We start from the raw sequence: 23,155 nt of genomic DNA, 5'->3' as shown, positions 1-23,155 counted from the left end.
CCGCGCTGGCGCTTCGCTTGCGGACCAATGCCTCCAATTGGTCACGCTCGTCTGTCGTTAAGTTCATCCTGTGCATACCTTCGAATATGGAGTGCATGCAGCCAATTTCAATGATTCAGTGGACTAGGGGTGCTCAGCGCCCGGCAGCAGGGCGTTCCACTTCCAGGTCGGCCAACACCCGCAGCAGCGCGCGGTTGACCTCCTCCAGGTCCAGCTCGTAGGTCTCGCACAGCTGGCGGATCGCGCTGGCGTCGTCGGTTTCCAGTGCACAGGCCATTTGCAGGCCGCTGGTGTAAGGGCCGGTGCGCAGCACCGTGGCGTCGTAAATGCGCTCGGACAGGGGCAGGCGGCGCAGGATGGTGCCCAGGGGCTCGCCCAGCAGGTCATCAAGCTGCGAGAACAGGCCACACAGGTAGATCTCGCGGCGCAGGTCGTTCTCTATGCCTGCGTCCAGCAGGTGGGCGGTGAGCTGGGCGCGGATCAGCATGGCGGCGCGCACGGGCAGCATGTTGGGGTCGGTGCTGGCATGGGGCAGCTGGTCGGACAGCCAGCGCTTGATGGAGCTGTAGCCCATCATCACCAGGCCCCGGCGCAGCGAGTCGATGCCGGTGCGCAGGCCTAAAGCGGCCGAGTTCGTGTACACCATGAAGCGGTACGCGAGCAGCGGGTCTTCGCCCATGATGTCTTCGAAGGTCTCCAGCGACTGCTCGGCGTCGATGGCCTTCATGAGCTTGAAGATCACGGCGTGCGACGGCTGCTGCGGATGGTGGCGCAGGCTGTAGAGCACGTCTTCCGACGGCCAGCCCGCCAGGGCCATGGCGTTGCCCTGGTCCAGGCAGTGTTCCATGAGCGCGCGGCTGGCCACGTTTTCGTACATCTGCCCGGCCAGCACGGGGCTGGTGGCCCGGGGCGCAGGCGCGGCCGGGGCGCCGGGGCGCGTGGGGGCTGTCTGCAGGGCCGCCACGGCATCTTCGGGGCGCAGGGTCAGCAGGCTGTTGTCAAAACAGCGCGCAATCTCGGGCTCCGGGAGCTTGCTGGCATCGCCGCGCCACACCAGCTTGAGGCCACGCTGGTGCGCGGCCTTGACGCGTGAATAGATGGCCGAGTCCGAGAGCCAGTCGCCGCGCACCTCGATCCAGGGTGCGCCACGCGGCGCGTGTTCGAGCAGGTCGCACAGCAGCTGGCGCGTCTGCGCCGAGATCAGCAGGGGCGGGGAGCTGGCAGACCACAGCTCTTGCAGGGTGCGCAGCAGGTGGCCGGCATCGACCACAGCCGTCGCTTCGTTGTGCGCATACAGCTGGATGCCCGCGAGCTTGCGGGCTCGGTTCCACAAAGGGCGGTAGCCCAGAATCAGGCTGCCAAGGACAGATTGGACCATGTGCTCTCAGAAGGTGTGAGTGAACCCGGCGTGCCCGAGCAGGCCGCGAAAACGCGGCCGATATAGGCGCAAAGCACAGCCATAGCGCGGGCTATGGCGAGCATTTGCAACGACGAGCGGGTGTGTTTTGGCGGGATGAGCGGGCATGGCGGATTCGTTCACACCTTCTCCTGCGTTGTCTCGTCGTTGGGGCCCGCCCCGCCTGGGCTGCGCGGCGTGGGAAGACCCGCTTTAACTGATGAAATTGAACAGCGACAACTTCTGAACCTGGGCATAGGACTTGAGCGCTGCCTCGTAGCCCACCTGCTGGTTCTGGAAGTCCGAAATGCCCTTGATCATATCGAGATCCTCGGCGCGCGAGCGGTCGCCTTCGAGCTGGATGGAGCGCTTTTCCTGGTCGCCCGTGATGCGGTCGGCACGGTTGAGCAGCTCACCGGCATAGCTGCGCATGTTGTGCACGCGTTCCAGCCCGATGTCGATGTTGGCCAGCGCCTGCCCCACGACCTGGATGGCTGCGTTGTTGTTGGGGGCATTGCGGATGCCGTTGATCGCGCTGTCCAGCGTGCTGAACATGCTGGCGCTGGGCTGCAGGGTCACAGTGTCGCCGTTGGCAGGGTTGCCCTTGATGTCGAAGGTCAGCCCCAGAATGCCTGCGACGGAAATGGTCACCGGCTTGTCGGTGGGGTAGTCAGGCACCACCACGGGGGCGGACACGGCGCCGGTGGTGGTGTTGGTGATGGTGTAGGTGGCCGTGCTGGTGCCGGGCGTGGCGCCCGGGCCCACGGCGCTGAAGGCGATGCTGTAGTTGTCGCCCGTCACCAGGGCCAGGTTGGCCGGGGTGATGGCAGTGGTGGTGAGCTGGCGGCCTACCGGGATGGCGCTCACACCGGCGGTGTAGACGCCGTCACGGTTGGGGTCGAACATGAAGGCCGAATCGCCATCCAGCGTGCCGGGCACGGTCACGCCAGTGCTGGCGGTCTGGCCGGGCAGGCCCTGGAAGCTGTAGTCGGGCGAGCCGCTGAGCGGGCCCAGGAAGGGCGCCAGCGCGCTGCCCAGGGCACTCATCAGCGGAATGCCGTTGGTGTCCTTGCGGTTGGCCACCTCCAGCAGTTGCTCGCGCAGGCCCTGCAACTGGTTGGCCACCGTGACGCGGTCGTTGGGGGTCATGGCCGCGTCGCCGGCGCTCACCACCAGCTCGCGGAATCTCTGGACCAGGTCCACCGCGTCGCCCAGCGAGGACTCGCCCTGGACGATGGCGTTGCGCTGGGTTTCCAGCGCACGCTGCTCGGTCTGGATGCGTGCCAGGCGGTTGAGTGCCCGCTCGGCCTGCGCGGCCGACACGGGGTCGTCGCTGGCCCGCACGACCCTTTTGCCCGAGGTGAGGTTCTCCTGCAGGTTGGACAGGTTGGTCTGCCGCGCGCCCAGGTTGCGCAGGGCGTTGTCGTACATGTTGGCAGTGCCAAGGCGGTAGATGCTGTTGCTCATGTCGAACTCCTAGCTCCTGAACGGCGGTCAGCGGCCCATGCCTTGCAGCAGCGAGTCAAAGATATTCTGCGCAATCTGGATCATTTTGGACGATGCCTGGTAAGCCTGCTGGTATTGGATCAGGCGGGCGGCCTCTTCGTCCAGGTTCACGCCCGACACGGCCGTGCGGTCGCGTTCCAGATTGGCGGCAATGGTGGTGGACATTTCGGCCGCGAACAGCGCACTCTGCGTGCGTGTGCCCACCTGGGCAATCGCGCTGGCATAGCCGTCGGAGAGTGTGGACTCGTCAAACATCTTCACGTCGCGCAGGCCCATCAGCGCGCTGGCATTGCCCGCGTTGCGGGTGAAGGCGTCGCCGTATTGGGGGTCGAGCGCATTGCCGATGACCACCGTGTCGCCGGTCTTGGGGCTGCCCTGCAGCTTGATCTCCCACCCGTTGATGGAAATCGGCGCGCCGGATGTGTAGGGCTGTGCTGCGGCTACTACGGTGGGAGGTGCCGTGCCTCGGTTGAGCACATCGTAGGTGGTGGGCGGACCGGCGGTGAACCTCAGCTGTATACCCCCCAGGATGGGCGGGATGGCAGCAGGGTTTGCATTGGCTGGAAGCACCAGGCCGGGCGGGTTGGGCAGGCCCGTGGCCTTGAGCCCCCCCAGTTGCATCGTGCCGCTGTTGGCGGTACCCATGGCCGCGTTGATGGGGTTGGCCACGGCCAGGTCGCGCGGCGAATACACCAGCGCCTGGATGTTGTTGGCGGCCGTGCTGAACGGCTTGAACAGCATGCGCTCGCCCGGGTTGCCGGGTGTGGTCAGGTTGAAGTTGAGCCCGTCGATCTGCAGCGTGGCCAGGTTGGCGGCATCGGTGAACGGCGTGGCCTTGCCGTCGGACAGGCGCACGACCTGGCCTGCCGTGCCGGTGGTGAAGCGGATCTCATAGTCCGAGGCCGCGAACTGCGTGGGGCCCGTGAACGAGACGGTGCCAACCCCCGCACCATTGGTGTAGCCCGGCATGCTGGTGGGCAGCGCGAACAGATCCTTGCCCGGCAGACCGTCGAGCGTCAGGCCCAGATTCTGCTGGTCGTTCATGGTCATGCCAATGGCCATGGCCATGCGGCCGAGCAGGTTGCGCCCTTCGGTCAGGTCGTTGTTGTTGAAGCGCAGCAGGCCCGAGACCGAGCCGCCGCCCAGCACGTTTTCGTCCATCTCGACCGGGGGCGCGCCGGTGCGGTTGAAGAACAGCTTGATCTGGCCGCTGGCGGGGAACTGGGTGGCATCGTCGATGGACAGGCTGGAGGCCGTGGTGCCCAGCACCAGCGGCTGGCTGCCCGCCACGAACAGGCCCACCGTGCCATCGTCGGCCGGGATCTGCGTGGTCTGCACATACTGGTTGATGTCGCGGATGATCTGGTCGCGCTGGTCCAGCAGGTCGTTGGGGCTCTGGCCGTTGCCGTTGGCGCGCGCGATCTGCTCGTTGATGTTCGCCATCTGCTTAGCCAGGCTGTTGATGGCCGTGACGCTGCTTTGCAGCTGCTGGGTGACGGTGTACTGCAGCTCGTTCAGGCGCTCCCCGGCCGTGCGCATGCGGGCGGCGGTTTCGTCCAGGCGGGTGAGCACCACCGTGCGCGCCGTGATGTCGGTGGGTGAACTCACCACGTCCGAGAACGCGTTCATCATGTCGTTGATGGCCGCGCCCAGCCCGGCCGTGCCGCCGCTGAAGACCTCCTGCAGCTGGCGCAGACGCTCGGACCGCACGATGTCTGCGGCCTGCGTTGATCCCGCTGCAGCCGACTGGCGCGTGAGCAGCTCGCTCTGGTTGCGCAGAATGGTCTGTACATCCACACCCTGGCCGATGTAGCCGCCACCCGTGAACTGGCCCTGCACGGTCTGCAGCACCACCGTCTGGCGCGAATAGCCGGGCGTGTTGACGTTGGCGATGTTGTGGCCCGCCGTCTGCAGGGCCACCTGGTTGGCCAGCAGGGCGCGGGCGCCGACGTTGAGCAGGCTCATGACTCACCTCGCATCTCTGTAGTCCACAGCGCGACCCTTTGCTCACATGGCTTGAAACTGGCACGGCCAAAGCCAGTGCCCCCGCGCAAGGGCCGCCAAGCCGCGTATGCGGCGCGTTGCTTGCGTGCGCTGGGGGCGTCCCCCTCCCGCGAAGCGAGCGAGGGGGAAGGCGCGAAGCGACTCAGGGGGGGGGGCATGTCAGGCCTGGGCGCGCTGGGTACGCAGCACGCTGTTGATGGCGCCACTGAGCTTCTTGGCGTATTCGGGGTCGGTGGCATAGCCCGCCTTTTGCAGCGCCGAGGCATAGGCCATGGCCGAGCCGGACTGGGCGATAGATTCCGCCTGCTCGTAGCGCGGGCTGTCCTTGATGAGCTTTGCGTAGTCGCGGAACGAATCCTCGTACGAGTCGTAGGCGCGGAACTTCGCCATCACCTTCTGGGCCTTGCCGTTGATGTATTCGGTGGTGGTGATCTCGGCCACCTTGCCCGTCCAGCCCTTGCCGGCCTTGATGCCGAACAGGTTGAATGAGTTGGAGCCATCCTTGTGCTTGATCTCGCTCTTGCCCCAGCCGGTTTCGTGGCCCGCCTGGCCCAGCATGAAGCTGGCGGGGATGCCGCTTTCCTGTGCCACGCGTTCGGCGGTGCCAGAGAGGTGCTGCACAAAACCATCGCGGCCCTTGGGGGCCTGCTGTGTGGCCTCGGCGGGCATGCTGCCGCTGGCCGCCGGGGCCGTGGCGCGGGGCAGGGCGGACTGCAGGCTCAGGGTGGAGGGCACCGAGAACGTGGTGTCTGCACCGCCCATCTGGCGCGAAAGCTGGCGTGCAATGGCTTCAGAAAGCCCGCCCTGCTGGCCCGCCATGTTCACCGACAGCTGCTGGTCGAGCATGTCCTGGCCCAGGTTGGCCTGCTCGCCTTCCATGAGGCCAGATTTCATCGTGGCGTCGCGCATGCTCTTGATCAGCTCGCGCATGAACAGCGACTCGAACTGCTTGGCCACCTCGCGGGTGGTCTGGGCGTTGTTGGCCGTGCCCGCGTCGTACTTGAGCGCATTGAGCGAGCGGATGTCCACCGCCAGCGCATTCGAGGTGCTGCTGGTGGTGTTGGATGAAGGCAGGGTGAGGGCCATGGCTGCGCCTCCGGGTCAGATCACTTCCAGTTCGGCGTTGAGCGCGCCGGCGGCCTTGATGGCCTGCAGGATGGCCAGCAGGTCTCCCGGCGTGGCCCCCAGGGCGTTGAGCGCCTTGACCACGTCAGCCAGCTGGGGCGAGGCCGGCACCTGGATGATGTTGCCCGGCTCCTGGTTGATGCGAATTTCGCTTTTCTGCTCCACCACGGTCTGCCCTTGCGAGAACGGCGCGGGCTGGCTGATGACGGGCGTGCTGCTGATGGTGATGGACAGGTTGCCGTGCGCGATGGCGCAGGGGCCCAAGGTGACGGCCTGGTTCAACACCACCGAGCCGGTGCGGGCGTTGATGACCACCTTGGCTGCAGGGGTCATGGCGCCCAGCTGCAATTCCTCCAGGTCGGCGATGAAGCCCACGCGGGCGCCGGGGTCGGTGGGCGCGCGCACCTGCACGGTGCGGCCGTCCAGCGCGGTGGCCACGCCACTGCCCAGCTTGGTGTTGATGGCCTGCACCACGCGCCGCGCGGTCTGGAAGTCGGATGCGTTCAAGCCCAGGCTGATGGTGTCACCCTCGTTGAGCGGCGTGGGCACGGCGCGCTCGACCTGTGCGCCCTGCGGAACGCGGCCTGCGCTCAGGTGGTTGATTTGCACCTTGCTGCCGCCTGCAGAGGCGCCTGCGCCACCCACCACCACGTTGCCCTGGGCCAGTGCATAGATCTCGCCGTCGGCGCCGCGAAGCGGGGTGACGATGAGCGTGCCACCCTTGAGCGACTTGGCGTTGCCCATGGAGGACACGTTCACATCGATCATCTGCCCGGGCTGGGCAAATGCGGGGAGCTGGGCGGTGACGATCACCGCCGCCACATTCTTGAGCTGCAGCTGGTTCGCCGAGCCCGGCGGCAGGCTGATGCCCATCTGCTGCAGGTAGTTCGACATCGCCTGCGTGGTGTAGGGCATCTGTGTCGTCTGGTCGCCCGTGCCATCCAGGCCCACGATCAGGCCATAGCCTGTCAGCTGGTTGGTGCGCACGCCTTGCACGGCCGCCACTTCCTTGATGCGCAGTGCCTGTGCGGGCCCGGCAAAGCCGACGGCCCCCAGGGCCAGCAGCAGCCACAGCGCGCGCACCATGCGCTGCAGGGGGAGGTGGGACAAGGCTTTCATGGCACCGATTGTGGGCGGCCCCGCCAGAAACTAAAACCCGAAAAGCAGCCGGTTCACCAGCTTATTGCGTGGGTTTCGGAGCGGGGGGAATGCGGTCGGCGGCCTGCAGCGCGCGGGTGGGTGCTCGGGCTGTTCTATTGCGAAAAACATGAAGGAAAATGGCCGTTTCCGCGCTACCAGTAAGATTATTTTGCTATTAATAATGTAGCAATTGGCTATGGGCGGCCAAAGTGTCTCCAGGGTGTGCCTTCGCCCCTGTCGTCGGAAACTGGCGCGTCCCAGGCGCGGGCCGCCCCGCCGCGCTGGCGGCGTCCCCCTCCCGTAGCGCGCAGCGCGTAGAGAGAGGGAGAAGGCGCGCAGCGCCTCAGGGGGTGAAACCCTAAAACGGCGTGATGGTGTTGAAAAATCGGTTCATCCAGCCCATGGCCTGGGCCTCGTTCTGGGCGCCCCGGCCTCGCGATTCGACCCGCACATTGGCCACTTGGGTGGAGTTGACGACACTGCCCGGCTGCATCACGCGCGGGTCGATGGTGCCCGAGAAGCGCAGCACGTCCACGTTCTGATTCACGCCGATCTGCTTCTCGCCGGTCACGACCAGGTGGCCATTGGGCAGCACGTCCACCACCGTGGTGGTGATCGAGCCAGTGAATGTGTTGGCGCTTTCAGTGCCGCCTTTGCCCGAGAAGGTGTTTTCGGAGCTGGCGCCGAGCTTGGTTTTGTCTGCCAGTGAAGAATTGACGAATGGCAGGTTGGTGATACCTGCCGATGCCTTGGAGCCACGGTCCACCGTCGAGGACGACTTCTGGCTGGCCGTGACGTTCTCGACAATCATCACCGTCACGTTGTCGCCCACCATGCGCGCGCGGCGGTCTTCGAACGCGGGGCGGTAGCTGGCGTTCTGAAACAGGCTGCCGGTGACTGGCGGCTGTGTGCGCGGCGTTGCGGCGGCAATGGGGGGGGGCGTGGTGGGCAGGATGTCCACCGGCGGTGGTGGCGACAGGGTGGCGCAGCCCGTGGCCAGCACGGCCAGGGCGGTGGAGGCGATCAGGTGCTTCATGGCGGTGTCCTTCCCATCACAGCTGCGACAGCTTGGCCAGCATCTGGTCCGAGGTCTGGATGGCCTTGGAGTTCATCTCGTAGGCGCGCTGGGTCTGGATCATGGTGACCAGCTCTTCCACCACGTTCACGTTCGAGGCTTCCAGAAAACCCTGCTTGAGGATGCCCAGGCCGTTGGTGCCGGGCGTGCCCTGCTGAGGCTGGCCCGAGGCGGCGGATTCCTTGAACAGGTTCTGGCCGACGGGCTCCAGGCCCGCCGGGTTGATGAATGAGGCCATCGCCAGATTGCCCAGAGGTTGTGGCTGCGTGTTGCCAGGCACGGTGGCCGACACCACGCCATCTGCGCTGATGCTCACACTGGTGGCGTTGGCGGGCACGGTGATGCCGTTGGCAACGGGCAGGCCGCTGGAGTTGACCAGGCGGCCCTGGGCATCGACCTGGAACGAGCCGTCGCGCGTGTAGCCGATGGTGCCGTCGGGCATGGTCACTTCCAGAAAACCATTGCCGTTGATGGCCACGTCCAGGTTGTTCTTGGACTCCTGCAGGCTGCCCTGCACGAAGTTGCGGCTGGTGGCCACGGTGCGCACGCCCAGGCCCAGGTGCAGGCCGGTGGGAAGCTGGTTCTGCTCGGTGGTGTTGGCGCCCACCTGACGCAGGTTCTGGTAGATCAGGTCTTCGAACACCGCGTTGTTGCGCTTGTAACCGGTGGTGGAGACGTTGGCCAGGTTGTGCGAGATGACGTCGAGCTGGGTCTGCTGGGCAGACATGCCGGTCTTGGCGATCCAGAGGGAGTTGATCATGGTGCTTCCTTTTGGCGTGGCAGCGTGGGGCGCGGCCTCAGCCGTTCATGCTCAGCAACTGGCTGGCGGTCTTGTCATTGGTCTCGGCGGTCTGCAGCAGGCGCATTTGCTGCTCGAACTGGCGTGCTGCGGCAATCATTCCCACCATGCTTTCCACGGGGTTCACGTTGGAACCCTCCAGCGCGCCCGACAGCATGCGGGCGTTGGCGTCGTTGGGCATGGGGTCGCCCGATGCGGTGCGAAACAGGCCGTCGTCGCCGCGCTTGAGCGGGTCTTCGGCCGTGGGGGTTGCGAGTTTCAGGCGGCCAATCGCCTGCGCGGGCTGGCCTGCAGTCTTGGCGGTGATGGTGCCGTCGGAGCCCAGCGAGACCTCGGCGCCGGGGGGCACGTCGATGGGGGCCCCGCCATCGGACAACACCGGCAGCCCGGTGGGCGTGAGCAGCTGGCCGCCCGCCGACACCTCGAAGCTGCCCGCGCGGGTGTAGGCCTCGATACCGTCCAGGCCCTGCACGGCAAACCAGGCGTTGCCGGCGGCCATGGCATCGAGGTTGCGGCCGGTGCGCTGCACGGGCCCGGGGGTGTTGACGTAGCCCGAAGTGGCCTCCAGCGCAAACACGCGGGTTTTGGCGCCGTCGCCCTGCAGCGGCACGGACCGGAAGGTGGACATCTCGGCCCGGAACCCGCCCGTGGACGCGTTGGCCAGGTTGTTGGACAGCACGGCCTGCCGGTGGGCGGCAGCGTTTGCGCCCGTCATCGCGGTGTAGATGATGCGGTCCATGGGGGCTCTCCGGGGTCCTGGGTGGGGTCAGTGCAAGGTCAGCGGATGATCAGCGCAGGTTCACCAGGGTGGACATCACCTGGTCTTGCGTCTTGATGGTCTGGGCGTTGGCCTGGTATGCGCGCTGGGCGGTCATCATGTTGACCAGCTCGGCGGTGAGGTCCACGTTTGAGTCTTCCAGCGCCCCCGAGCGCAGCGAGCCGAAGTTGCCGTCGGTGGCGGTGCCCGCCACGGGCTGGCCGGATTCGAACGTGGCCACCCAGTTGTTGCTGCCCACCGAGGCCAGGCCCTGCGTGTTGCGGAAGCTCGACAGCGCCAGCTGGCCTTCGGCGCGGGTCACCCCGTTGGAGTAACGGGTCATGATCATCCCGTTATTCTCGATATTGATGCCGGTGAGTTCGCCCGAGGTGTAGCCGTCCTGGCTCAAGTTGGAAACAGCGAACTTGGTGCCGAACTGAGTCACTTTGTCCAGGCTCACAGCCACCGTGTAGGTAGGAAGGTTGTTGGGGTTGGGGGGCGTCGGATTGACGGTGAGTGGCAGCGAGAAGCCCGTGGCTGGCGGTGCAGCCACCGGGCCGGTAATGGCGCCGTTGTTGTCAAACGTGATCTGGCCGATGGGTGTTGCTACCACGGGTGGCACTGCTGTCGGGTCATCCAGCCTGTCGTATACGTCCCAGGTGTTGGCTGTGGCGGTTTTCTGGAAGTACAGGCTCACCGGCTTGGCCACGCCTTGGCTGTCGAACACATTGATGGACGTGCCATAGGTTGCGCGTGGTGTTGGTGGAATGGGCGGTGTGGCAGTGGGATTGCCGGCCGCATTCGTGGCGCGTGCGTCCAGGTTGAACGCTGCAGTGATTTTCGTGGTCTGCTTGGCAGGGATGGGTTCGGCGGTGGGGAACACCATCGGGATGGGATCTGTGCCTGTGCGCAGGCCTGTCACCGGGTCCACCGGATAGCCCATCACTTTGGCGTTGTCGTTGGTGATCATGTTGCCTTCCTTGTCCAGCTTGAAGTTGCCGGAGCGGGTGTAGGCAGGCGTGCCATCGGGCAGCGTGAGCGTGAAGAAACCGTTGCCGTTGATGGCCACGTCCAGGCTGTTGCCCGTGATCGTGAGGTTGCCCTGGGTGAACTGCTGCGCTACCGCAGCCACTTCCACGCCGATACCGGCATTGGAGCCGCCAGCCGATCCAATGGCCGAGGCCACCATCTCTGCAAACTCGGCCCGCGAGGCCTTGAACCCCACGGTGTTGGAGTTGGCAATGTTGTGCCCGATGACGTCGAGGTTCTTGCTGGCGGCGTTCAAGCCCGACAGGCCTTGCTGAAAACTCATGGTGTTCTCCTGATGGGGGCGGGAAAAGGGTTCGGGCCGGGTTAGACCAGGGCCTTGATCTGGCTGTAGCTGATGGTTTTGCCATTGGCCAGCGTCAGCTTGAGCTGGCCGTCTTCGGCACCTGCGGCGGTGACCTTGGACAGGGCCAGCGGCGTGCTCGACAGCTTGGTCGAGCCGTTGACGGCTGTGACGCGGAACTGCAGCGCATCGGTGGTGCCGGTGTATTTGCTGGCGTCCCACTCGAAGGTGTGGCGGCCTGCGGCCTTGGCGCCCAGGTCGATGGTGTCCACCACCTGGCCGCCTGCGGTGGTGACCTCGATCTTCACGTTGGTGGCGGCCGATGGAATCTCGAAGCCGCCCTTGCCCGCCTTGTCGGCCACGGCCAGGCTGGAGCCTTCGGTCATCACGTTGCGCCCGATGAGTGCCGTGCCCTGCATGACCTGCAGCGAGTTGAACTGCTCGGCCATGCTCTGCATGGTCTGGTTGAGCTGCTGGATGCCGGTCACCGTGTTGATCTGCGCAATTTGCGAGGTCATCTGGGCGTTGTCCAGCGGGTTCATCGGGTCCTGGTTGTTGAGCTGCGCGACGAGCAGCTTGAGGAACCGGTCTTGCGCGGCGGCGGGGTCGGTGCCGGCATTGGCTTTGGTGCCGGTCGCGTCCGTGACCGTGGGGGCGCTGGTGGCGGAGTTGAGGATCATGGCGGAGTCCGTCCTGAAGTTATTGGCCCATTTGCAGGGTCTTGAGGAGCAGCGACTTGGCCGTGTTCATGACCTCGACGTTGTTCTGGTACGAACGCGAGGCCGAGATCATGTTGACCATCTCCTCGACCGCGTTCACGTTGGAGTGCGTTACGTAGCCCTGCTCGTCGGCCGACGGGTGAGCGGGGTCGTGCACACGGCGGCCGGGCACGTCGCTCTCGCTCATTCCGCTCACGCGCACACCGGCAGCGCTTTCCGCACCCATCTCGGCCGTCTGGAAGATCACTTGGCGGGCTTTATAGGCCTTGCCATCGGGGCCCGCCACAGCATCGACGTTGGCCAGATTGCTGGCCACCACGTTGAGCCGCTGCGACTGCGCGCTGATGGCGCTGCCGGAGACGTTGAAGATGGAGAACATGGACATGGTGTGGCTCGCTTTCTGTGCTGCGCTGCTGGCTTATTGCCCCTGGATGGCGCTGAGCATGGTCTTGGCGCCGCCGTTGATGAAGCGCAGCGTGGCCTCATACCGCACGGAGTTGTCCACAAAGTTCGCGCGTTCGCGGTTTAGGTCCACCGAGTTGTTGTCCAGGCTGGGTTGCGTCTGCACCGCGTAGCCCAGGGCACCTTGCCGGTCGATGCTGGCGGTGGTGGGCACGGTGGGCAAAGGCATGTGGCGCGGGTCGGTGGTGCCTGCCGTGCCATGCGACCCACTGGTGGCCAGGCGGGTGACACCCGAGCCCGTGCCCGAGGAGCCGATACCGGTGGCTTCCCGCAGCGCGTCGCCAAATTTGAAGTCGCGCGCTACGTAACCGGGGGTGTCGGCATTGGCAATGTTGCTGGCGATGGCGCGCTGACGTTCCGCACGCAGCACCAGGGCGTTGCTGTGAAAATTCAGCTGGTTGGTCATCTTGTCAAGCATGTTTGCCTCACACCGTCGGTTACAAAGTCGCCAGCCCCAGAGGCTTTTTTGGCGTTGCCTGATTATGGAAACCGCCGCTTTTTTCTAAAGCGCGAAGAGCGTGGAAATGGATGGGCAGTTCCGGGTTTTGGGCGGGCGCCGTCTGCCTATAGTTCCTGGTGTGAAATGGCCCCTGCCCCCGGTGGGCTGGCCGCCCGATACCCAGGAGGTTCCATGTCCACTTCCCCCCATTTCCCCGCGCTGCGCCCCGCAGGTACCGCTTGGCGGGCCCTGTGCCTGGTGGTGCTGGGCACGCTGGCTCTGGGCGCCGGTGGCGCTGCCAGCGCCCAGGCGGCGGGAGATCCCTCGGCGGACCTGGGCCCGCTGACGCAGCGCTGGCTGGACGACACCCTGGCGCGCAGCGCTCCCACCGGGCTGCCCTTGCGCATGGAAGTGAGCGTTGGCTCACTGGATTCGCGTCTGCGGCTGGCGCCCTGTGCGCGTGTTGAGCCTTATTTGCCTGTGGGCTCCCGCTTGTGGGGCCGCACCCGCCTCGGGTTGCGCTGTGTCGAGGGGCCCACCGCCTGGAATGTGTTCCTGCCGGTCACCATCAAGGCGTTTGGCCCGGCGTGGGTGTTGACCGGCAATGTGGCGCCCGGCGCTGTGCTGACCGCCAACGATGCCACCGAGGCCGAGGTGGACTGGGCCGCCGAAACCGCGCCGGTGATGGCGAACCCGGACCTCTGGGTGGGGCAGGTGGCCGCGCGCCAGCTGGTGGCGGGCCAAGCCTTGCGCCAGACCATGGTGCGGGCACCCATGCTGTTCCGTGCGGGGGCCCAGGTGAAGGTGGTGGCCCAAGGGCCCGGCTATGCGGTCACATCGGCAGGGCAGGCGCTGACAGCCGGAGCCGTGGGGCAAACTGTGCGCATTCGCATGGAGAATGGGCGCATCGTGAGTGGAATAGTGAACGAAGGCGGAACAGTGGACGTCACTCTTTGATGACGCCCCGGTGATAAATGGCTAAAGTCCGGGCCAAACGGGTCGAAAACATTGCTACTGTGCCCCACATCATGCGGGGTGGTGGAGAGAGCGATGAAGATAGGTCAAAAACCGGAACTCCCGGGCGCATTGCCGCAGACGGGGCTTGCCAAGCAAGCCAAGAGTCCTGCCAGCGCTGCTGAAGGAGCCACCAAAGACGCCCTGGCTGCAGCGTCAACCGCCGGTGTGCCCGTCACCGTCTCCATCGCTGCCCAAAGCCTGAGCCCTGCCTCCCGCGTGGCCGGTGATTTTGATGCTGGCAAGGTCAAGGCTGTCCGCGCCGCCATCGAAAAGGGTGAGTTTTCCGTCGATGCCGAAGCCATCGCCGACAAGATGCTGTCCAACGCCCAGGAGATCCTGACCCGTTCGCGGGGTTGAACCCGCTTTGCAGACTGGCGTGATCCATCGCACAATGCGCCATGTCGCTGGAAGAATCCCTCTCGGCTGTCGAGCAGCTGATCGATAAAGTCACCGCCGCCCTTCTCGCGGCAGACCCCCAATCCCTGGAACAACACAGTGTGGCCCTGCGTGACGCAGCGGCCCTGTTCGCGCGCGCGCTGGAGCAATCCACGGCGCACGGGGCGCTTTTGCCTGCAGCGGTGCAAAAGCGGGTGGAAACCATCAGCGGCATGCTGACGGTGCAGCGCGACAACCTCGCGCGCCTGTCGGCCGTGACAGACCGCCAGGCTGCGGGCCTTTTGCCTCCTTCCAATGCCGCATCGACCTACGGCGACGGGCTGTCAACGCGCGCGGCCAAGCCGGGCGTGGCGCGCATCTACCGTTCTGCAGGCTGATTGAAGGGGGATGGACCTTGGCCCGGCGCGCCCTGTGGGGCGGCGGGAAAACTAGCTCAATGCAGGGTCAATGCGCGCGCATCTTGGCGCGCAGGCGGGCGATGGACTGGCTGTGCAGCTGGCACACCCGTGACTCCGTCACGCCCAGCACGGCCGCAATCTCCTTGAGATTCATGTCGTGCTCGTAGTACATGCCCATGATGTGCTGCTCGCGTTCGGGCAGGCTCTTGATGGCGTTCACCAGCGAGGTCTTGAGGCGCTGGTCGCGCAGCAACTCGACAGGGTCGGCGTCGGCGTCGGCGACATGGCGGTCCAGAAACCCGTCCTCGTCGTCGTTGCCATGGGTCATGTCTTCCAGGTACACCAGCTGGGTGCCCCGGACCTTGCCCAGCAGGTTCTGGTAGTCGGGCAGGCTCATGCCCATTTCGCTGGCGATTTCCGATTCGAGCGGGCTGCGGCCCAGTTTCTGCTCCAGCCGGTGCACGGCGTGCTCGATGTCTTTCTGGCTCTTGCGCGAGCTGCGGCTCATCCAGTCGCCCTCGCGCAGCTCGTCGAGCATGGCGCCCCGGATGCGCTGGGTGGCAAAGGTCTCGAACTGCACGCCCTGGGCGACTTCGTAGCGCGAGAGCGCTTCGGCCAGGCCCATCATGCCGACCTGGATCAAGTCATCCAGCTCCACATTGGGCGGCAGCTTGGCGATCATGTGGTGCGCAATTCTCCTGACCAGCGGGACATGCTGGCGGATCATGGCATCGCGATCAAGCTGGCCTTTGGCTGTGTACATCAGTTCAATGGCTCCGGACAAAATGCGCGGGCATGCCTGTCAAGTTGCTGGGTGGCAGCGCAGTCAGCGATCCGTTCATGGTGCCCGCATTTTCCAGCAGTTGCAAGGCCAGGCGCTGAAGCTCCTGGGGGTTCTGGGTGGCGATGGTGGTGGTCCGTACGGGGCCGCCCAGGTGGCGCTCGGCGCAGGCCTGCAGCGTCATCAGCTGCGACTGGGCCTTGCGGCGCTCGGCGGCCGTGTTGCTGTGCAGCAAAGCGGCCACCATACAGGGCAGTCCGGTGTGCAGGGCAATCTGCTTGAGGTTCTTGTAGCTGGTCATCACGCCCGCTGAACCGCCGCCCATCACCACCAGCGGTACCGTGGCCGTGTGGGTCAGCAAGGGCCCCAGCGTGGAGGCGGGGGCGTGGATCACCATCAGGCCATAGGTCCTGAAGTAAGGCAGCAGGTCCTCCATGGGGGAGCGCGTGGTGTCGCCCGCCTTGCGGCTGAGGTGCTGCAAGCCCTTGGCTGCCGGGATCACGGCCAGCGAGGACGCGGTGGCCCCCAGGTTCAGTTGCGCGCCGTCGTTCCATGAGGCGTGCTGCAGCAGGTGCAGCAGGCCCGGGCTGTTGTCTGTCTCCTGCGCCGTGCCGTCCAGCACCACCACGGGGTAGCCCAGCCGCTGCAGGCTGGCGCAGATCTGCCAGAGCGTTTCCAGCCCGCTGCCGGCGTTGCCCTGGCTGACCACCGCCAGCATGCGCAGCTCGGCCTGCGGCGTGAAACTGTGCAGGCCGGCGGCCTGGTGAAAACCCAGATCAAGCATCGACCAGCCCCCCTTCGGTGATGGTGTCGGGGGAGTGCGAGAAGAAGAAATTCAGGTCGGTGGCCTTCGGGTCGAACGCCGACTTGGCCGGGGCGCGCATCGAGGTGCTGATGAGCTGGTGCGCGTTGGCACGTTCCCAGTCCTCAGGCACGCGCTGGCCATTGGTCACGCCGCGCAGCACCATCTGGTGGCGGATCAGCGCATCGATGGCAGGGCCGAGCTTCACGGCCTCGTCCACCTTGGACAGGATGGCCTGCTGCGAGCCGTCGGTCTTGAACGCGGTGAGCACGTCGTCCAGCGTGTCGCCATGGTAGCCTGCATTGAGCACCAAGAGGCGGTTCACGTGGGGCAGGTCCAGCACGTCCAGCATGTCGCGCTTGCGCGGGTCGCGGGGTGCCACGCCGGTGGTGTCGATCAGGACCATCTTCTTGCCGCTGAGCAGACCCAGCAGGTCCTGCAGCGCGGCGCGGTCGTGCGCCAGGTGGGCCACGATGCCCAGCATGCGGCCGTAGGTGCGCAGCTGTTCGTGCGCGCCCACGCGGTAGGTGTCCAGCGTGATCAGGCCCACGCTGCCGGGGCCGTGGATGCGGGCGCACATGGCGGCCAGCTTGGCCGTGGTGGTGGTCTTGCCGACGCCGGTGGAGCCCACCATGGCAAAGATGCCGCCTTGTTCATACAGCGGGGGCTCGGCCTGGTCGGTCTTGAGGTTGCGCTCCAGCACTTCCATCAACCAGCGCACCGACTCGGCGGCCGACAGCTCCTCGGGCATGCGTTCGAGCACGGCACGGGCCAGCGAGGGCGAGTAGCCTGCGCGGATCATCTTGAGCATCAGGTTGGACTGGATCGGGTTCTGGCGCGCCTGGCCCAGCCAGGCCAGCGTGTTGAAGCGGTCTTCGATCAACTCCTTCATGGAGTGCAGCTCGTTCATCAGGCTTTGCTGGTTGTTCGACTGGACCAGGTGGGCGCTGACCGCTTCCTGCCGGCGGCGGGGGGGCTCGGGCGGGATGTCCATGGGGATGGTGCGCAGCGGGTTGTGGCGCGCCACGGTCACGGCCGGGGCGGGCATGCGTTCGCGCTCGCGCTCAGGTTCCTGGTCGCGGCTGCGCTCCGACAGCGTCGGTGCTTCTGCCGCGCCATGCAGGGCTTCATGGCGGCGGCGCAGCATGCGCTCGCGCACATAGTCCTGGAACGACAGCGTGCTCATTGCCAGCTGTTCGGTGTCCTCCTCCACCGGGTTGCGGCCCAGGCCTGCTGCAGCCGCCTGGCTGGCCAGGCTGGAGCGGGCGGGCTGCGTGCTGTTGCGTGGGGCGCTGGGGGCCAGCAGCGGTGCGCTGGAGGTGTTGCCTGCACCACCGCCGTCAAGCGCCGAGAGCGTGTCTTCGGCCGTCGCCACCACTTCGACGCCGTTGGCCGTCGGGCGGTTGGACAGGATCAGTGTGCCGTCGCCAAAGGCCATGCGCGCCTTGGCCAGAGCCTCCCGGGAGGTGGGGGCGGTAAAGCGTTTGATGTTCATGCTGATGCACCTTTAAGGATCGGCCCAATACGGATGGTGTGGGTCTCTGGGATTTCACTGTGCGCAAGCACCTGCAGGCGGGGGGCGACGCGGCGCACCAGGCGGGAGATGGCGTTGCGGATCTGGTCGGGAACCAGCAGGCAGGCGGGCAGGCCCATTTCTTCCTGCTTGAGGGCCACTTCGGCCGCCTTTTGCGTGAGGATGTCGGCCACGCCGGGGTCAAGCGCAGGGCCTGCCGTGTTGCCCAGCGCCTGCACCAAAAGGCGCTCCAGGCCGGGTTCGATGGCAATGACGTTGAGTTCGCGGGTGGGGCCGTAGATCTGCTGCACGATGGCGGGCGACAGCGCAATGCGCACGCGGCGGGCCAGCTCGACCGGATCGGAGACCGCACCGGCATGTTCGGCCAGCGTCTCGATGATGGTGCGGATATCGCGGATGTGCACAGACTCTTCCAGCAGCAGCTGGAGGACCTTCTGGAACGTTGCGATGGAGACCATTTTCGGGACCACTTCTTCGATGAGCTTGGGAGCCAGTTTGGCCACGTGTTCCACCAGTTGCTGGGTCTCTGTGCGACTCAGAAGCTTGGCGGCTTGCACTTGCATCAAGTGTGACAAATGGGTGGCCATCACGGTTTCGGAATCAACGACCGTAAAACCGGCCATTTGTGCGGCTTCCTTCTGCCGGTCGTCGATCCAGTGTGCTGGCAGGCCAAACGCGGGGTCGGTGGTGGGGGTGCCGATCAGCGGCGTGGTGATGCCGCCGGGGTTGATGGCCAGGAACATGCCGGGGAAGGCCTCGCCTTCGCCCACCACCACGCCACGCAGCGTGATGCGGTAGCCGCTGGGCTTGAGTTCGAGGTTGTCGCGCACGTGCACGGCAGGGGGCAAGAAGCCCACCTCCTGGGCAAACTTGCGGCGCACGCCCTTGATGCGGGTGAGCAGGTCGCCCTGGCGGCTCTTGTCCACCAGGCTGATCAGGCGGTAGCCCAGCTCCAGGCCGAGAAGGTCCACGGGCTGCAGGTCGTCCCAGGTGGCTTCGCCATCGCCGACCGGGGCGGGTGGTGCCTCGACTTCGGGCGGTACTTTCTGGCGCTCGTGCAGCACCCAGGCGGCATAGCACAGCAGGCCCCCCATGATCAGGAACACCAGGTGGGGCATGCCGGGGATCACCCCCAGCAACAGCAGAATGCCGCCGGTCACGCCCAGCACGCGGGGCGACATGAACAGCTGCTGCACGATCTGGCGGCCCATGTCGTGGTCCTTGCCCACGCGCGAGATCACCATCGCTGCTGCCACCGAGATCAGCAGGCCGGGGATCTGCGCCACCAGCGCGTCACCAATGGCCAGAAGGATGTAAGTGTCGGCCGCCTGTTTGGCCGAGAGGTCGTGCTGCAAAACCCCGATGGCAAAGCCGCCGATGATGTTGATGAACAGAATCAGAATGCCCGCGATGGCGTCACCGCGCACGAACTTGGAGGCACCGTCCATCGATCCGAAAAAGTTGGCTTCTTCCGCCACCTCGGCGCGGCGGCGCTTGGCTTCTTTTTCATCGATCAGGCCGGCATTCAGGTCGGCGTCCACCGCCATCTGTTTGCCGGGCATGGCGTCCAGGGTGAAGCGGGCCGACACCTCGGCAATGCGCTCGGCACCCTTGGTGATCACCACAAAGTTGATCACCACCAGGATGGCGAACACGATCAGACCCACAGCAAAGTTGCCGCCGATCAGAAAGTGGCCGAAGGCCTCGATCACCGCACCGGCGGCGCCCGGGCCAGTGTGGCCTTCCATTAGAACCACACGGGTGGATGCCACGTTCAGCGACAGGCGCATCAGCGTTGTCAGCAGCAGCACCGAAGGGAACGCCGCGAAGTCCAGCGGGCGCAGCATGTAGGCCGCGACCATCATCACCATCAGCGCCACCGCGATGTTGAGCGTAAAGAAAGCGTCCAGCATCCAGGGCGGGATGGGCAGCACCATCAGCGCCAGGATGGCCACCACCAGCAACGGGGCCGACAGCCCCTGGAGGGCACCGGCGTTGGAGCCCGCCCATTGCTGCAAAGACTTTACGGAGGTGTTCATACGGCAGCACCTTGCACGGGAGTGCGGTTCAGCGGATCGAGTTCAGGCGGCACGTAGGGCTCCACCAGGCTGTCGGGCATGCGGCCTTCGCCGCGCAGCGCGGCCTTGAGGCGGTAGACATAGGCCAGCACCTGGGCCACGGCGGTGTAGAGCGTGGCGGGGATGGCCTGGTCCAGCTCGGCGTGGGCATAGAGCGCACGGGCCAGCATGGGCGACTGCAGCACTGGAACGCTGTGTTCCTTGGCCACGTCGCGGATCTTCATGGCGACGAGGTCGGTGCCCCGTGCGATCACCTGGGGGGCGCTCATGGTCTTGTCGTCGTACTTGAGTGCCACGGCGTAGTGGGTGGGGTTCATGACCACAAAGTCGGCCTTGGGCACGGCGGCCACACTGGCGCGGTCGGCAATCTCGCGCTGCTTCTGGCGGATGCGGCCCTTGGTGTGGGGGTCTCCATCTGATTCCTTGTGTTCCTGCTTGACCTCTTCGTGCGACATCTTCAGGCGGTCCTTGAAGAAAAACGCCTGCAGAGGCACGTCCACCACCGCGGCCAGGAATACGACCAGCAGCAAGAGGCTCATGCCCGAGGTCAGCCAGTCGGCCACCTGCCGCAGGGCCAGGGGCGAGGGCTGCAGCACCAGCATGGCCACGGCCTCGATGCTGTTGCCGATGAACTTCCAGGCCACCCAGGTGAGGATCGCGCTCATGAGCACCATCTTGGCCACGTTGGCCATCTGCTGCTTGGAGAACAGGTTGGTCAGACCCGAGATGGGGTTCAGGCGGTTGAACTGGGGGGCGATGGGTTTGGTGCTGAGGATCCAGCCGCCCGCGCCGATGGCGCTGAGGAGTGCGGCGGCGCTGGTGAGCAGTGCAAACGCCAGGCTGGCCATCGTGCCCACCACCACCATGCTCTGCAGGCGCTGCAGCATGGTGCCCGGCGCCATGACGGTGGCGGAGTCAAACGCCAGCTGCTGGCTCATGGCCTTTTGCAGGTGGTCCATGAGCTGGGGGGTCAGCAGCAGCAAGCAGGCCGCACCCGCCCCCAGGATGGCCAGGTGCGACAGGTCGCGCGAGCGTGCCCCTTGGCCGTCTTCGCGCGCTTTTTGCAGCTTGCGCTCTGACGCGGGGAGGCTTTTTTCTTGGCTGGATTCCATGGTGGCATGACGGCGCTGGTGTCATGCCATTGTCGTGAGCGACCCGGAAATCTAAAGCTGGATAAGGGGGCTGCGGCCCCCTCTTTTCCCTGCTGCCGCCAGCGTTTTCAGCGGCGCGCTGGCACCCGCAAGGGGGTGCTCAAGCAGAGAGGGATTTTCAAAAATGATAGCTTAAAGCGCTTGATGGGCGCGCGCAGACGGCCATTTTGATCACGAAAACTGACAAAAAGCCAGCAGGCGGTCAGAACCCCAGACTGGCCAGCAGGTCGTCCACCTGGGACTGGTCGGTGACCACATCGGGCGTGTTCTCGGGGTCCACCACGGGGCCTTGCAGGTGGGCGGGCTTGGCTTCTGCTGCAGCCACATGGACGTTGGGAGGTGCAGTCTGGATGAGCAGTTGCACCAGCTGGTCTTCGATGGTGGCCGCCAGGTTCACCACACGCGCAATCACCTGGCCGGTGAGGTCGTGGAAATCCTGCGCCATCATGATCTCGGTGAGGTGCGCGTCGGCCTCCTTGGTCACGCGCTCCACATCGGTCAGGAAGTTGAAGATCTCGCCCTTGGCCACGGCGGCCACCGGGTCGGCCACCAGCGAGCTGACCACCCGGCGCGTCTCGGCCGCGATGTAGTCGTGCTGCGCCTTGGCCTGTTCCACGCGGCCCAGCACCTTTTCGGCCGCTTCGCCGGTCAGGCGGGCGATGTAGGACAGGCGACTCTGGGCGTCGGGCAGCTCGCCCATCGATCCCCGCAGCTTGTCGGCGTAGCCCAGTTCATTCAGCGAGTCGTGCAGTTGGCGGGTTAGTTGGCCGATCTTGTGATGTACATCGGCCGGCTGGCTATTGTCCGGTGTGGCGTCCATGGTCTCATAACCCCATCTTCTTCAGAATCAAGGTCACCTTCTCTTCGAGTGTGGCCTTGGTGAAGGGTTTGACGATGTAGCCTGCAGCGCCCCCCTGGGCGGCGGCAACGATGTCTTCCTTGCGGGCCTCGGCGGTCACCATCAGCACCGGCAGGTGTTTGAGCTTGTCGTCCTTCTTGATCTCGGCCAGCAACTGGAACCCGTTCATGTTGGGCATGTTGATGTCGGTCACCACGAAGTCGAACTTGCTGTTGCGCAGCTTGTTGAGGGCTGCCACGCCATCCTCGGCCTCGTCGGCATCGGAGAACCCGCTTTCTTTGAGCAGGTTGCGCACGATGCGTCGCATGGTGGAGAAGTCGTCAACGATCAGAAAACGAAGGGCTGTGGTCACTTGGGACCCTTTCGGTCGAGAATTACTGTAGGCATTGTCATGGGTGGCGGGTTAGGTGACAAGTCGTAACTGTTACCTGCTTAGGGGGGGATTTCCCCGCTTTTCATTCAGCAGTTCTGTGGAAGTGATTTCGGGGATCCCTTTGCCCATGAGACGTTCTTCGGCTTCGCGGGTCAACACCGTGATGGTGATGCGCCGGTTGGCAGGTGCGCGCGGATTCTTTGGCTCCAGCAGGTCGCTGGCCGCCAGGCCCACCACGCGGCCCAGTTTAGCGTCTGGCATGCCGGCCGAGACCAGCTCGCGCCGCGTGGCGTTGGCGCGGTCGGCCGACAGTTCCCAGTTGCTGTAGCCGCGTTCGCTGTTGCCATAAGGCACGGCATCGGTGTGGCCCGCCAGGCTGATGCGGTTTTCGACGCCGTTCAGTGCGGCACCGATCTCGCGCAGAATGTCACGCATGTAGGGTTTTACCAACGCGCTGCCGCTGTCGAACATGGGGCGGTTCTGGTCGTCAATGATCTGGATCTGCAGACCGTCGGGCGTGATGTCGATGCGGATCTGCGACTTGTACTCATTCAGGCGCGGGTTTTCGGTGATGAGCGCATCGATCTTGGCCTCAAGTGCCTTGATGCGGTCCTGGTCCTGCTTGGCGCGCTCGGCCTTGGCGGCATCGATGCTCATGCGGCGCTGTTTGGCCTCTTCCACGTCTGAGCGCCGCACCTGCCCATGCACTTTGGCCAGGTCGTTGCCGCCGCCGGGTATCACGCTGGAACTGTTTCCCGAGCCATCTCCGCCGGTCATCGCCACCTTGAGCGGCGATGCGAAATACGCCGCAATCCCTTGCAACTCACCCTTGGCCGTGGAGCCCAGTAGCCACATAAGCAGGAAGAACGCCATCATGGCCGTCACGAAGTCGGCATAGGCGATCTTCCAGGCGCCACCGTGAACGGCATGGCCGCCTTTCTTGATGCGCTTGATGATGATGGGTTGGAGTTTTTTTTCTGCCATGGTGTCGGGGGCCAAGCGGCGCTGGCGGCG

General features: G+C 65.4%; 23 protein-coding genes. 3 read left to right on the top strand and 20 right to left on the bottom strand.

What is annotated here, in order from left to right; translation table 11 throughout:
• Positions 1–133: 133 nt before the first annotated feature.
• The 12 genes from ACYZGB_RS18475 to flgB all read right to left on the bottom strand — a co-directional run bounded on the left by ACYZGB_RS18475 (position 134) and on the right by flgB (position 12,731).
• Positions 134–1,378, bottom strand: coding sequence for an HDOD domain-containing protein (locus ACYZGB_RS18475; RefSeq protein WP_462390336.1), 1,245 nt, complete (start codon positions 1,376–1,378; stop codon positions 134–136).
• A 231-nt stretch (positions 1,379–1,609) separates the two neighbouring features.
• Positions 1,610–2,863 (bottom strand): flagellar hook-associated protein FlgL, encoded by a 1,254-nt coding sequence (gene flgL / locus ACYZGB_RS18470; RefSeq protein ID WP_462390335.1) that lies wholly within the window; start codon positions 2,861–2,863, stop codon positions 1,610–1,612.
• A gap of 27 nt (positions 2,864–2,890) precedes the next feature.
• Positions 2,891–4,867 carry a flagellar hook-associated protein FlgK gene (flgK, locus tag ACYZGB_RS18465; RefSeq protein ID WP_462390334.1) on the bottom strand — a complete coding sequence of 659 codons (1,977 nt, stop codon included), beginning with the start codon at positions 4,865–4,867 and terminating at the stop codon, positions 2,891–2,893.
• 198 nt (positions 4,868–5,065) lie between these two features.
• Positions 5,066–5,992, bottom strand: a complete 927-nt coding sequence (gene flgJ / locus ACYZGB_RS18460; protein ID WP_462390333.1) for a flagellar assembly peptidoglycan hydrolase FlgJ — start codon at positions 5,990–5,992, stop codon at positions 5,066–5,068.
• Between the two features lie 15 nt (positions 5,993–6,007).
• The gene (locus tag ACYZGB_RS18455; RefSeq protein WP_462390332.1) at positions 6,008–7,150 is read right to left on the bottom strand and encodes a flagellar basal body P-ring protein FlgI; all 1,143 of its coding nucleotides are present in this window, start codon (positions 7,148–7,150) and stop codon (positions 6,008–6,010) included.
• A gap of 379 nt (positions 7,151–7,529) precedes the next feature.
• Positions 7,530–8,207, bottom strand: coding sequence for a flagellar basal body L-ring protein FlgH (locus ACYZGB_RS18450; RefSeq protein WP_462390331.1), 678 nt, complete (start codon positions 8,205–8,207; stop codon positions 7,530–7,532).
• Between the two features lie 16 nt (positions 8,208–8,223).
• Positions 8,224–9,006 carry a flagellar basal-body rod protein FlgG gene (gene flgG, locus ACYZGB_RS18445; protein WP_462390330.1) on the bottom strand — a complete coding sequence of 261 codons (783 nt, stop codon included), beginning with the start codon at positions 9,004–9,006 and terminating at the stop codon, positions 8,224–8,226.
• 37 nt (positions 9,007–9,043) lie between these two features.
• On the bottom strand, positions 9,044–9,784 hold the full coding sequence (gene flgF / locus ACYZGB_RS18440; protein WP_462390329.1) for a flagellar basal-body rod protein FlgF: 741 nt from the start codon (positions 9,782–9,784) through the stop codon (positions 9,044–9,046).
• 49 nt (positions 9,785–9,833) lie between these two features.
• Positions 9,834–11,114 (bottom strand): flagellar hook protein FlgE, encoded by a 1,281-nt coding sequence (gene flgE / locus ACYZGB_RS18435; protein ID WP_462390328.1) that lies wholly within the window; start codon positions 11,112–11,114, stop codon positions 9,834–9,836.
• Between the two features lie 41 nt (positions 11,115–11,155).
• Entirely contained in the window at positions 11,156–11,812 is a 657-nt protein-coding gene (locus ACYZGB_RS18430; protein ID WP_462390327.1) for a flagellar hook assembly protein FlgD, read from the bottom strand.
• A 19-nt stretch (positions 11,813–11,831) separates the two neighbouring features.
• Positions 11,832–12,236 (bottom strand): flagellar basal body rod protein FlgC, encoded by a 405-nt coding sequence (flgC, locus tag ACYZGB_RS18425; RefSeq protein WP_462390326.1) that lies wholly within the window; start codon positions 12,234–12,236, stop codon positions 11,832–11,834.
• A 33-nt stretch (positions 12,237–12,269) separates the two neighbouring features.
• Positions 12,270–12,731, bottom strand: coding sequence for a flagellar basal body rod protein FlgB (gene flgB / locus ACYZGB_RS18420; RefSeq protein ID WP_462390325.1), 462 nt, complete (start codon positions 12,729–12,731; stop codon positions 12,270–12,272).
• A 213-nt stretch (positions 12,732–12,944) separates the two neighbouring features.
• Between flgB and flgA the strand changes: the two genes are divergently transcribed.
• The 3 genes from flgA to ACYZGB_RS18405 all read left to right on the top strand — a co-directional run bounded on the left by flgA (position 12,945) and on the right by ACYZGB_RS18405 (position 14,542).
• Positions 12,945–13,709 (top strand): flagellar basal body P-ring formation chaperone FlgA, encoded by a 765-nt coding sequence (gene flgA / locus ACYZGB_RS18415; protein ID WP_462390324.1) that lies wholly within the window; start codon positions 12,945–12,947, stop codon positions 13,707–13,709.
• Positions 13,710–13,802: 93 nt separating this feature from the next.
• A complete protein-coding gene (gene flgM / locus ACYZGB_RS18410) occupies positions 13,803–14,126 on the top strand; it encodes a flagellar biosynthesis anti-sigma factor FlgM (protein WP_462390323.1) in 324 nt (107 codons plus the stop codon).
• A gap of 41 nt (positions 14,127–14,167) precedes the next feature.
• On the top strand, positions 14,168–14,542 hold the full coding sequence (locus ACYZGB_RS18405) for a hypothetical protein (RefSeq protein ID WP_462390322.1): 375 nt from the start codon (positions 14,168–14,170) through the stop codon (positions 14,540–14,542).
• A gap of 67 nt (positions 14,543–14,609) precedes the next feature.
• Here ACYZGB_RS18405 and ACYZGB_RS18400 read toward each other — a convergent pair whose 3' ends face one another.
• The 8 genes from ACYZGB_RS18400 to motB all read right to left on the bottom strand — a co-directional run bounded on the left by ACYZGB_RS18400 (position 14,610) and on the right by motB (position 23,125).
• Positions 14,610–15,326, bottom strand: coding sequence for an RNA polymerase sigma factor FliA (locus ACYZGB_RS18400; RefSeq protein ID WP_063461640.1), 717 nt, complete (start codon positions 15,324–15,326; stop codon positions 14,610–14,612).
• A 4-nt stretch (positions 15,327–15,330) separates the two neighbouring features.
• Positions 15,331–16,128 carry a hypothetical protein gene (locus ACYZGB_RS18395; protein ID WP_462390321.1) on the bottom strand — a complete coding sequence of 266 codons (798 nt, stop codon included), beginning with the start codon at positions 16,126–16,128 and terminating at the stop codon, positions 15,331–15,333.
• Entirely contained in the window at positions 16,121–17,641 is a 1,521-nt protein-coding gene (gene flhF / locus ACYZGB_RS18390; RefSeq protein ID WP_462390320.1) for a flagellar biosynthesis protein FlhF, read from the bottom strand. The genes ACYZGB_RS18395 and flhF overlap by 8 nt, the downstream gene beginning before the upstream one ends.
• Positions 17,638–19,719 carry a flagellar biosynthesis protein FlhA gene (flhA, locus tag ACYZGB_RS18385; RefSeq protein ID WP_462390319.1) on the bottom strand — a complete coding sequence of 694 codons (2,082 nt, stop codon included), beginning with the start codon at positions 19,717–19,719 and terminating at the stop codon, positions 17,638–17,640. Before flhA ends, flhF begins: the two co-directional genes overlap by 4 nt.
• Entirely contained in the window at positions 19,716–20,870 is a 1,155-nt protein-coding gene (locus ACYZGB_RS18380) for an EscU/YscU/HrcU family type III secretion system export apparatus switch protein (RefSeq protein WP_462390318.1), read from the bottom strand. The genes flhA and ACYZGB_RS18380 overlap by 4 nt, the downstream gene beginning before the upstream one ends.
• Before the next feature lie 241 nt (positions 20,871–21,111).
• Positions 21,112–21,729: a protein phosphatase CheZ gene (locus ACYZGB_RS18375; protein ID WP_462390317.1), complete on the bottom strand. Its 618-nt coding sequence runs from the start codon at positions 21,727–21,729 to the stop codon at positions 21,112–21,114.
• Between the two features lie 4 nt (positions 21,730–21,733).
• Positions 21,734–22,120: a chemotaxis response regulator CheY gene (gene cheY / locus ACYZGB_RS18370; RefSeq protein WP_015015821.1), complete on the bottom strand. Its 387-nt coding sequence runs from the start codon at positions 22,118–22,120 to the stop codon at positions 21,734–21,736.
• 72 nt (positions 22,121–22,192) lie between these two features.
• A complete protein-coding gene (gene motB / locus ACYZGB_RS18365; protein ID WP_462390316.1) occupies positions 22,193–23,125 on the bottom strand; it encodes a flagellar motor protein MotB in 933 nt (310 codons plus the stop codon).
• Positions 23,126–23,155 lie beyond the last annotated feature (30 nt).

It is taken from the genome of Acidovorax sp. Q11 (genome assembly GCF_054950075.1).
The sequence above is the reverse complement of the archived record's forward strand: the minus strand, read 5'-3'. Positions and strand labels throughout refer to the sequence as shown.